Source organism: Streptomyces purpurogeneiscleroticus (assembly GCF_020024005.1).
Classification (GTDB): Bacteria; Actinomycetota; Actinomycetes; order Streptomycetales; family Streptomycetaceae; genus Streptomyces; species Streptomyces purpurogeneiscleroticus.
The window spans coordinates 21,371-28,647 of record NZ_NHSG01000187.1; the positions used below are offsets into that span (position 1 = coordinate 21,371).

Below are 7,277 nucleotides of genomic sequence, written 5' to 3' on the forward strand. Positions count from 1 at the left end.
CCGCTGGTCTGCTGGGCCTCCATTGCTGAGCAGAAGGCCAATTCGTGCAGGGGGTCGTTGGATTGCCTCGGACGTGGCTGCCGTCGGAGGGAGGGGCTGGTTCAGGACGCGGCGATTCCGGCCCACCGACGGGACCGAGCGCGTGAGATCAGTACGGTCACCACGACGAGCAGGGCGAGAATTCCCGACAGCCAGTAGCCGATGCCGTAGAGGCCCTTTGCGGCGACCTCGAGACCGGTTCCGGGCACCGGAACCAGGGAGGCGCTGAGGTCGCCGCTCACCAGTGCCGTACCGAAGGCGAAACCCACGGCCATGAAGGTGCCGGCGGCACCGGTTGCCATTCCGGCCTTCTCCTCGGGCACTGCCATCTGCACCAGGGTGAAGCCGGCCGCGTAGCCGATTCTGCAGCCGAGCCCCATGACGGCAGCGCCTACGAGGTAGTGCCACTGCTCGTCGTGTGCCACGGCGAGCCACGCCAGCCCCGCAGCGCTGACAAGCGCTCCGATGACGAAGACGGGCACACCGCGGCCGTTGAACAAAGCACGGTCGAGCACGGTGCCGCGGACCAGGAACGCCACCGCGAAGGGCGCCATGAGCAAGCCGGTCTCCAGAGCGCTGAGCCCGAGGCCGTAGGCGTCCGCCGGCCGAAGAGCCGCAGGACTGGTCTGGGCGTACGTGCTGAGCAGGAGCAGGAAAGCCGAGTTCAGCGCTGCGAACAACGCGATGCACAAGCACGAAGCGGTGACCGGAGGAGCCTTCATCATTGCGACGTCGAACACCGCCGAGGACGATCTGCGCTCGACGCGCACCCACGCGATGCCACCGACGATGCCGATGACCAACGGAATGAGTGCCGCGCTGCCCCACACCAAGCCCTGCGTCAGAGTCAGGAGAACCGTCGCGACCCAAGCGATCATCCACACCGTGCCGAGTACTCCGATGCGGCCGGCGCGCTCGGCAGGCGGGGCGTGGGGGATCGTGGCGTACGACGCAACGGTCGTGGCCGCGCACACCGCGGCGAGGATGATGAAGAAGCTCCGCAGTGACATGTTCTCGACGACGAAGCCGCCGAAACCCGCTCCCCCGCCGAGGGTCAGTGCCGTGTAGAGCCACGTCGTCTCGGCCACTGTGGCGAGGCCGTACTGAGCCTGAATGACCGGCAGGAGCGGCGGCAGGATGAAGATGACGGCGTTGGTCAGGACGACCAGCAGCGCGCCTGCACCGATGGGCAGCCCTTTGTTCGGCGCAGGGCGAGAAGGCGCCTCGCCGGCCAGTCCTGCAGGTCGGTGGATCTCTGTCACGGTTCTCTCCAGTTCCCGATCAGAGGTGGCTGATCAGACATGGCCCGGGAGCCCGGCACCGATGGCGGTCCGGCTTGTGATCCGCCTCATACGCTAAGGCGAAGTTAGTCATGTGTTCAAGACACATGACTAATAAAAATCACGGCGCGGCCGCAGCAACCGTCGACGACAGGCGCAACTGCTAAGCTGAGTGCTGACTTAATCAAGCGTCCAACTGAGTGGACGCGTTGCACCGGGAGGATTTCGTGCCACGGATCTCCGTCGCCCAACGGCGTAGCGACTTCATCAGCGCCGCCGTGGAAGTCATCGCGGTCCACGGCATCGAAGGCGCGACGACCCGGCGGATTGCCGAGCAGGCTCAGGCGAACCTGGCGATGCTGCACTACTGCTATGACTCCAAGGAGGACCTCTTCGCCGATGTCTACGATTTCGTAGCCGGCAAGTTCCGCGAGGTGCTCAAGGACAGCGATCCGCACGCCAACCTGGTGGACACGGCTCGCCAGCTCCTGCGCGGTGTCATGGAGTGCTACCTCGAGTCGGCCAACTTCGCCGCGGCGACGCTGGAACTCATCAGCTGGGCACGGCGTCAGCACGGAGACCGCGGTATCGCGGTGTACGACCAGGCCCTGGAGACGGCGCGTACTGCGCTTCGCGGCGCCACCTCGGACCACCCGGTCGACGCAGAGACCATCGACCAGATCGCCTATGTCATCGCCGCCTTGGCCGACGGTTTCGCCCTGCACTGGATGACCTACGGGGATCGGTCCGCCGCAACGCAGCAGATGGAAATCGCCGTCTCCGTACTGGAGAACTGGCTCGCGGTTCGGCTCGGATCTTCTCCTGCGGCGCTGTGATGGACTCATGAACGCGGCCGCGCTCGAGCTGCTGCCCTTCGTCATGGGTGTGCGCGGCGGGAGGCCCGGGGCCCGGCCTCCCACAGAGCATGTGTGGTGTTGTCACAACGGCAGATCGGGCGAGTCGACGCCGACGACCCGGTCGCCGCAGAAGACGCGTACCGACTCCGCCGGCCCGTGGCCGCCGATGCCGGCCGGGCCCCAGAAGCTCTGAGCCGACTCCTCACCGAGGTCGGCGAGCTTGGCGCCGTTGACGCGCACCTCGCCGGACATGATGCGGGAGCCGACGTCGATCGCGCGGTCGGTGTCGGCGCCGAACACGTAGGCATCGAGGCCCGAGGGATTGGCGTTGGCGCAACGCAACGCCTGCTCGGTGGAGTCCACGGCGTGCAGGGAGACGACCGGTCCGAACAGCTCGGCGGTGGCCTGAGCGGGGTCGGCGCCGGCCGCGATCGTCGGGGACATGAAGAAGCCGTCGAGCTCAGGCAGTTGGGCGGGCCGGCGGATGCTCGCCCCTAGGTCACGCAGCCCCTCGATCCTGCTCTGGAGGGTCCGGAAGTGCGGTGCGTTGGAGATCGGGCCGATCTCGACGTCCTCGTCGAGGGAGCGACCGACGACGAGCTTGGAGATCCGCTCGGTCAGCGCCTCGAGAAGCGGGTCGACCAGGCTGCGGTGCGCGAGGATCTTGCCCGGCCCCTCACACCACTGACCGTTGAGCTTGGTCATGCCGTCGAGGATGCCGTCGGCGGCGACGTCGAGGTCGGCATCGTCCAGCACGAGCACCGGATTGTTGCCGCCGAGCTCCAACTGCAGGACCTTGAAGTCCTCCGCGCCGGCCCGCGCGATGGCGCGCCCTGCACCCGGCCCGCCGGTGAACGAGACGATCTTGATGCGTGAGTCGGCAGTCAGCCTGGCGCCGACGTCGCCGCCGCCGTGCACCAGCTGCAGCGCGCCGCTGGGCAGGCCCGCCTCGACGAAGCACTCGACGATGATCTGCGCGCTGCTGGGCGCGTGCTCCGAGGGCTTGAGGATGACGGGGCAGCCGGCCGCGATCGCGCTGGCCATCTTGGCGGCGGGAATGAAGCTCGGACCGTTCCACGGCGTGAGGATCGCGGCCGGCCCCCACGGCACCTTGTGGAGGCGGACGTCGCGGCCGCCGGCCGCCAGCGCGGTGACGCGCGGGATGTTCACCAGGTCCAACGCGGACGCCCGGATCCTCGCGGGCAGGAAGGCCGCAACCTTGCGCGTGACGCTGATGGGTGTGCCGCTGGTCAGCGAGTCCGTCCGTGCGATGTCCTCGGCACGGGTCTCGATGATCTCGGCGACGCGCTCGAGCATATCGGCGCGCTCACGCCGGGCGTCCTCGTCCCACTGGCCGATGTCGTACACGCCCTCTGCGTGTTGCAGCGCCCGATCGAGATCGTCGGGTGCTGTCGTGACGAGGCGGTGGACGGGCTCGCGCGTGTTGGGGTCGACGTTCCAGGCGTCCTCGACCGTCGGGCACTCGCTCCACTCGTCGGCGATGTAGTTCACCGGCTGGGGGATCGTGATCTCGTTGCTCGCCATGGAGCTCACCTCTGTATTTTCACTTGCCGGTCAGGACTGGAGATCGACGACGATGCGGGTCACATCACCGGACTTCATCGCCTCGAAGCCCTCGTTGATCTCGCCGAACGGGATGACCCGCGTCACCATCTCGTCGAGCAGCAGGCGCCCCTGCTGGTACAGGCGCGCGAGCTGGAGGATGTCCTGCCGCGCCTGACCCGAGCCCATGTAGGAGCCGATGAGCCGCTTTTCCTCGAAGAAGAAGTCCGATGCCGGGATGCTGAGCTCGGTACCTCCGGGCGCGATCCCGACCAGGCACGCGGTGCCCGTCGGGCGCAGGAGGGCCACGGCCGTGGCCGCGGTACGGGCCGAGCCGACCGCCTCGAAGGAGTAGTCCGCTCCGTCGCCCAACTGGCGGTGGAGTTCCGCAACAACGTCGCCTTCTCCGCCGTTGATGACGTGAGTCGCGCCGTAGCCGCGCGCTGCCTTGAGCCGTGCGTCGTCCAGGTCGATCGCGACGATCGCCGACGCTCCGGCGAGCCTGGCCCCCTGGATGATGGCCGATCCGACGCCGCCACAGCCGATGACCGCCACCGTACTGCCCGGCCTTACCTGAGCGCCGCGGAAGACGGCGCCGACGCCGGTGATGACGCAGCAGGCCAAGAGGCACCCGACGTGCAGCGGTACGTCGTCAGGGAGCCTCACCAGCGCGTTCTCACGCATGAGGACGTGCCGGGAGAATGCCCCGATGGCGCCGAGCCGCTCGATCGGCCGGCCGTCCGGGGTCTGGAACGCGGGCCGCGGACGTCGGCGTATCTCCTCGAGACGCCGGCACTGGGTCGACCGTCCCGCCTCACAGTTGGTGCAGCGGCCGCAGGAGGGTGTCAGCGCGCCGACCACGCGGTCCCCGGGACGCAGGCCGGACACCTGCGCCCCGACCGCCTCGACCACGCCCGCCACCTCGTGCCCGACCACGACCGGCAGGTCGGTCGGAACCGTCCCGGTCATGTAGTGCAGGTCGCTGTGGCACAGCCCCACGTTCGTGACCGCGACCCGCACTTCCTGCGGCTCCGGATCGTCCACCCGAATGTCGGTCAGCTCGAGCGGCTCGTTGACCGCGGTGAGTACCGCGGCCTGGGTGTCGATCATGTCGACGTCCCCTCTGTCGATTCCTGTGGCATTGGTCTGTTGAAGGTGCCGGCGAGCCCAGGGCGAGATTTACGCACCGGTGCCCTTGGCGGACCAGAAGCCCTTGATGCCCGCACTGAGGACTCCGCTCTCCCACGCCGTCATCGCGGCGAGGTCCTCACGGGCGAAGGCCGCTTCGACCTCCTCCGCCTGAGGGCGCAGGAGAGCGAGGTGAAGGGCCGTCGTGTTCCCCTCGGGCGTCCACTCGATGACGGTGTCGATGGCCCGGCCGATCAGGGCGTCGGGCTCGACGATCTCGTCCAGGAGCCCGATCCGCAGCGCCTCATCGGCTGGGATTCGAGGTGATCCGAGCACCATGCGCATCGCATGGCTCCCGATGAGGCGCCTCAGCAGCACGCTGGACGCGTTCGAGATCGTGATGCCCCGGCCGTTCTCCGGCTGGTAGTACTCCGTCGCCCGGGTTCCGATGCGAGCGTCACAACACAGCGTGATCTCCGAGGCTCCCCCGACCGCGAGTCCGTTGACAGCCGCGACTACGGGTACCTGCGTCTCCAGGATGGCCCGGGTGATGTCGTGGAAGCTCGCGAACGCCGCACGGGCCTCAGCGTCCGTGGACGGCACGCTCTGGAGGTCCTCCCCCGCGGAGAAGGCCCGCCCCTCGCCCGTGAGCACGATCCCACGCACGCTCTCGCCGGTCCCGAACTCGCGGATGACCGTGGCCAGCCGCAGCCGGGTGGCAACGTCCATGGCATTGAGCTTCTCCGGGCGCCGGAGCGTCAGCACTGCAACGCCCCGCACGACGTCGACGTCGAGGAATCCTCCGCCGGATGCGGCAGGTGCCGCCGTCCCGCTCCGTCGTGCACGCAGGTCGTAGGTCACACCGGGCTCGTCCACGGCGCGTGCCTTGAGCGCCGCCTTGGAGATGCGTTCGGACGGCGTCCGGGGGAAGTCGGCGACGAACTCGACGTAGCGCGGCACCTTGAAGCGAGCGAGCTCCTTGCCGGCCCGCTCGACGATCTCCTCGGCCGTCGCACGATTCCACGGCACACCGGCCGCCGGCTGGACGAATGCCTTGACCTCCTCACCGAGGGTCTCGTCGGGTTCGGCGACGACCGCGGCCGCGACGACCACGTCGTCGCGCTCGAGGGCGGCCTCGACCTCGACGCTCGCGACGTTCTCGCCGCCGCGGCGCACCATGTCCTTGATCCTGCCGACCAGCTGGATGCCGTGGTCGGGCCGGCGGACGACGACGTCACCGGTGTGGAGCCAGCTTCCCCCGGCGGCTACGCCCTGACTGCCGGGGGGACCCCCATTGCGCAGGACCCTGGCCGTGTCCTCCGGGCGGTTCCAGTAGCCGTTCATCATGGGCTTGCCCGAGATGACCAGCTCACCGGGTTCGCCGGCCGGCACCTCGTCGCCGGCGGAGTCGACGACGCGGACCTGCTTGGTCGGCACCGGCTGCCCCAGGCTCCCGCTCCCGACGGCACCGGCGTCGGCGAACGGGCTGAACAGGTCGACCCCGGACTCGGTCATCCCGTAGATCTCCCGCCACGGCGCGCCCCATCGCTCCTCCAGCTGGGCATGAAGACCGACGGGAATGCCCGAACAGAACACCTGGCGTACGTCGTTGTCACGGTCCTCGGGCACCGGCGGCTGCTTGAACAACAGCGTGGGCATCGACCCGAGGACGTAGAAAAAGGTCGCGCGGTGCCGGCGGACGTCCGCCATGAAGGTCGACGCGGAGAACCGGGGCAACACGACCAGCGGGGCCCCGACCGTGAGTGCGAGCGCCGTGTTCCACTGCGGATCCATGTAGGAGAAGGGCTGTGCCGTCAACAGCACGTCCTCGGTACCGAGTCCGGTCGCCGCCGCACAGATCCAGCCCAGCCTGACCCAGTAGTCGTGGGTGAGCATGCACGCCTTGGGGAAACCGGTCGTGCCGGAGGTGTACTGCAGGTTCACCAGCGTCCCGGCATCGACCGGCACCGCCGGCGCCGTGTCCGGGAAGGGCTCGGACCCGTCGTCGGCGACGTCGACGACACGGAAGCCGGCGAGCCCGCCCTCAGTTGCCAGGACTTCGTCGATCAGCCCGGACCGCTCGGAGTCGGTGAATGCGACGCGTGCGCCCGAGTCCCGGAGGACGAAGGCGAGGTCGCCCCGCTGGTAGGAGCAGTTGATCGGTACGGCGACCGCGCCGGCCTTCAGTACGGCGAGCCAGCCGACCGGCCAGTGCACGACGTTCGGGAGCATGATCGCAACACGGTCGCCCGCCTGTACGCCGTCGAGCTCGATCAACCGGTGCGCCAGCCGGGAACTCCACGCGTCGATCTCGGCAAAGCTCCACGACCACTCGCCGAAGCGCAGGAACTCCCGATCCGGTGCATCCTGTGCCCGCCGCGACAGCAGCTCGGTCAGGGTCGGGAGGGTG

At 68.7% G+C, this 7,277-nt stretch carries 5 protein-coding genes; 1 reads left to right on the forward strand and 4 read right to left on the reverse strand.

Annotated features, from left to right (window positions below):
- Positions 1 to 101 precede the first annotated feature (101 nt).
- The gene (locus CCS38_RS11925) at positions 102 to 1,301 is read right to left on the reverse strand and encodes an MFS transporter (protein ID WP_223733211.1); all 1,200 of its coding nucleotides are present in this window, start codon (positions 1,299 to 1,301) and stop codon (positions 102 to 104) included.
- Positions 1,302 to 1,519: 218 nt separating this feature from the next.
- Between CCS38_RS11925 and CCS38_RS11930 the strand changes: the two genes are divergently transcribed.
- Positions 1,520 to 2,155 (forward strand): TetR/AcrR family transcriptional regulator, encoded by a 636-nt coding sequence (locus CCS38_RS11930; RefSeq protein WP_223733212.1) that lies wholly within the window; start codon positions 1,520 to 1,522, stop codon positions 2,153 to 2,155.
- A gap of 102 nt (positions 2,156 to 2,257) precedes the next feature.
- Here the strand turns inward: CCS38_RS11930 and CCS38_RS11935 are convergent, their stop codons facing one another.
- The 3 genes from CCS38_RS11935 to CCS38_RS11945 all read right to left on the reverse strand — a co-directional run.
- Positions 2,258 to 3,721: an aldehyde dehydrogenase family protein gene (locus tag CCS38_RS11935; RefSeq protein WP_223733213.1), complete on the reverse strand. Its 1,464-nt coding sequence runs from the start codon at positions 3,719 to 3,721 to the stop codon at positions 2,258 to 2,260.
- Between the two features lie 30 nt (positions 3,722 to 3,751).
- Entirely contained in the window at positions 3,752 to 4,849 is a 1,098-nt protein-coding gene (locus CCS38_RS11940; RefSeq protein WP_223733214.1) for a Zn-dependent alcohol dehydrogenase, read from the reverse strand.
- 69 nt (positions 4,850 to 4,918) lie between these two features.
- Positions 4,919 to 7,277, reverse strand: a 2,359-nt coding sequence (locus CCS38_RS11945; RefSeq protein ID WP_223733215.1) for an AMP-binding protein, incomplete at its 5' end; no start/stop codon positions are given.